Origin of the sequence: Bacteroides sp. (assembly GCF_030151085.1) — a bacterium.
Lineage (GTDB): Bacteria > Bacteroidota > Bacteroidia > Bacteroidales > Bacteroidaceae > Bacteroides.
In genome coordinates this window covers 1-3,448 of record NZ_JASLER010000073.1, presented here as the reverse complement: position 1 = coordinate 3,448, position 3,448 = coordinate 1, and the positions used below count along the sequence as shown (strand labels likewise).

Below are 3,448 nucleotides of genomic sequence, written 5' to 3'. Positions count from 1 at the left end.
TCATAATCCTGACCTGACTCCTCTGTATGGTGCAAGCACTACTGTGGGGAAAGTGATTTCTAAAGGTGATATTGTGGTATATGAGTCGACTGTATATCCGGGCGTGACGGAAGATGAATGTATTCCGGTAGTGGAAAAAGTTTCAGGTCTGAAATTCAATATAGATTTTTTTGCGGGTTATTCTCCTGAACGCATCAATCCGGGTGACAAACTGCATACGGTAGAAAAGATTAAGAAGGTGACTTCCGGATCGACTCTTGAAATTGGCAAGAAAGTGAACGAGGTGTATGCTTCTGTAATAGCTGCGGGAACGCATTTGGCTCCCACGATGAAGGTGGCAGAAGCTGCAAAGGTCATTGAGAACTCCCAACGGGATATCAATATAGCCTTTGTTAATGAACTGTCCAAGATATTTACCCGCATGGGTATTGACACTCAGGATGTACTGGAAGCGGCAAGTACCAAATGGAATTTTCTTCCTTTCAAGCCAGGACTGGTTGGCGGGCATTGTATCGGTGTAGATCCTTATTATCTGGCTCAGTGTGCACAAAGCTATAGTTATAACCCTGAAATCATATTGGCTGGTCGGCGAATGAATGACGGTATGGGAGAATATGTGGCCAGTCAAGTGGTAAAACTTATGTTGAGGAAGGGGATTCAGGTTTTAGATTCCAATATACTGATACTTGGCTTTACTTTCAAGGAAAATTGTCCGGATGTCCGTAATACGAAAGTGATAGATATCTATAAGTTTTTGAAGGAATACAATCTGAATATAACAGTTTATGATCCTTGGGCAAATTTAAATGCAGTAAAACATGAGTATGGAATTGAAGTAATTAATGAATTACCTAAAGAAAAATTTGATGCTATCGTTTTAGCAGTTGCTCATCAAAAATTTTCTGGAATTGATATAAAGGAGTTATCAAAGACACAGTCCGTTGTGTTTGATGTTAAAGGTTTTTTGCCCAAAGATTTTGTTGATGGTAGATTGTGATAAAATGAAAAGACTTTTCTTTGTTACCAATGTCGATTGGTTCTTTATTTCCCACCGTTTACCTCTTGCTTTAAATGCTATCCGGCAGGGTTATGACGTTTATTTATTATCACGAGATACTGGAAAAAAACAGTTTTTACAGGAAAAAGGTATTCATTTTATAGATATTCCTTTTGACCGTTCTGGAAGTAATCCTGTCCATGAGTTGAAATGTATTCTTCTATTATATAGAAATTATAGAAAGTACAGACCGAATATAATCCATCATATTACTTTGAAAGCGGCATTGTTGGGAGCTGTTGCAGCAAAGCTGTCTAAACAGCATAATGTTGTGAATGCCATAAGTGGATTGGGATATAATTTTATAAATGGTCGCAATGGAGGTCTACAAAAACTGATAAAGGTTCTAATACGTATTACATTTAAAAGCAAGTACTTCTCTTTTATTCTTCAGAATCCAGATGATGTGAATATGATTAGAGAGTTTGATTTGGTTCCTTTATCTCACATTTTTCTGATTAAGGGATCTGGTGTGAATTTGAATGAATTTGTTTGTTCTAAAGCTCCAGACAGAGTGCCATTGAAAATACTCTTTCCTGCAAGAATCTTATTAGATAAGGGAGTGATGGAGTTCATTGGTGCAGCTAAACTTCTTCAAGGTAAATTCATGGGGAAGGTAAAATTCATATTGGCGGGTGATTGTGACAAAGAAAATCTTGCAGTTTTGGGAGAAGAAAAGCTGAAGGCTCTTCTTGTTACTGATTATATAGAATGGATAGGGTATCAGTCCAAGATGTTCTTTATATATACAGATAGTGATATTGTAGTTCTTCCTTCATACCGAGAAGGTCTACCCAAGTCATTGATAGAGGCATGTGCGGTAGGTCGTCCGATAGTTACAACTGATGTACCAGGTTGTCGTGAATGTGTGAAATCAGAATATAACGGCTATTTGGTTCCGCCTAGAGACATTGAAGCTTTAGCAGACGCCATTGAATTATTGATAAATAATGATGTGAAGAGAAAAGAGTTTGGAGTGAATTCTCGTCTGTTGGCAGAAAAGGAATTTTCTATAGATAAAGTAGTCCAACAGACTTTTGATATTTATCATTCACTGTATCGATAATTCTTATTAATTATATTTCTAGATAGAAAATAAGATGTTCTGTAATCCGCTTCATAATAAATAATTCTCATGAATATACTTATTACAGGAATACACGGTTTTGTGGGCTCCAATCTAGTTGTTGCCTTAAAAAAGCGTCATATTCTTTATGGTCTTGATATCGTCGCTCCTGAAAAGGAGGGAGTAGTAAAGACTTTTGCTTGGGAAGATATTGAATCAACTTCTTTTCCAATGCAGCGTTTGCCACAATTTGATGCCATCATCCATCTGGCCGGTAAAGCACATGATACAAAGAATCAGTCTGTTGCACAGGCATATTTTGATATCAATACAGGACTGACTCAGAAGATCTTTGATTTCTTTCTGGAATCTACAGCTAGGAAGTTCATATTCTTTAGTTCAGTGAAGGCTGCTGCCGATAGTGTAGTAGGGGATGTGTTGAGGGAAGATGTGATACCTACTCCAATAGGACCTTATGGAGAGAGTAAGATAGCGGCAGAGAATTATATTCTCGATAAATTAAAAAATAAAAATGAAAAATTAAAACTGCATGACGATAAGAAGCAGGTATATATATTGAGACCTTGCATGATTCATGGACCGGGCAATAAAGGAAATCTGAATCTGCTTTATAATGTGGTAAAGAAAGGTATTCCCTGGCCTTTGGGAGATTTTGAAAATAAGCGTTCGTTCACTTCGATTGATAACTTATGTTATGTGGTGGAAGGTTTACTGACGAAGAATGTTGCGAGTGGCATTTATCATATGGGTGATGATGAAGCTCTATCTACAAATGAATTGATTGCTCTCATGTGTGAGGCTATGTGTAAAGCACCTCATATCTGGAAGATGAACCGGAAGATGATGGAAGGTTGTGCAGGCTTAGGAACTTTACTTCATCTGCCGCTGAATACTGAACGTCTACGGAAACTGACAGAGAATTACGTGGTTAGTAATGAGAAGATTAAAGCAGCACTTGGCATTGAACAAATGCCAGTTCGTGCTGCTGATGGGATTATGAAAACGATAAAATCGTTTTCAAATTAAGAATTATCAATTAAAAATTAAAGGGGCAAGTACGGTTATGTATTACCTGATTATATTGGTTCTGCTATTTCTGGCAGAACTTTTTTATTTTAGAATAGCTGATAAGTGCAATATCATCGATAAGCCCAATGAGAGAAGTTCCCATACCCGGATTACTTTGCGTGGTGGCGGAATCATTTTCTATTTTGGCGCTTTGGCTTATTTCTTGAGTAATGAATGGGAATATCCCTGGTTCATGTTGGCATTGACCCTAATTACCTTTATCAGTTTTGTGGATG

At 37.4% G+C, this 3,448-nt stretch carries 3 protein-coding genes and 1 pseudogene; all 4 read left to right on the top strand.

Annotated elements, in window-relative coordinates; genetic code table 11:
- Positions 1-997 (top strand): nucleotide sugar dehydrogenase (locus tag Q1W14_RS14705; RefSeq protein WP_300702700.1); only part of this gene is annotated, 997 nt, incomplete at its 5' end.
- Positions 998-1,001: 4 nt separating this feature from the next.
- The gene (locus Q1W14_RS14700; protein ID WP_300702698.1) at positions 1,002-2,123 is read left to right on the top strand and encodes a glycosyltransferase family 4 protein; all 1,122 of its coding nucleotides are present in this window, start codon (positions 1,002-1,004) and stop codon (positions 2,121-2,123) included.
- A gap of 69 nt (positions 2,124-2,192) precedes the next feature.
- A complete protein-coding gene (locus Q1W14_RS14695) occupies positions 2,193-3,170 on the top strand; it encodes an NAD-dependent epimerase/dehydratase family protein (protein WP_300702696.1) in 978 nt (325 codons plus the stop codon).
- A 37-nt stretch (positions 3,171-3,207) separates the two neighbouring features.
- A pseudogene (locus Q1W14_RS14690) lies at positions 3,208-3,448 on the top strand (UDP-GlcNAc--UDP-phosphate GlcNAc-1-phosphate transferase); the annotation flags it as partial.

Excerpts from the sequence above, each read along its gene's own strand:
- Q1W14_RS14700 (WP_300702698.1), top strand. The coding sequence starts at position 1,002 with ATGAAAAGACTTTTCTTTGTTACCAATGTCGATTGGTTCTTTATTTCC.
- Q1W14_RS14695 (WP_300702696.1), top strand. The coding sequence starts at position 2,193 with ATGAATATACTTATTACAGGAATACACGGTTTTGTGGGCTCCAATCTA.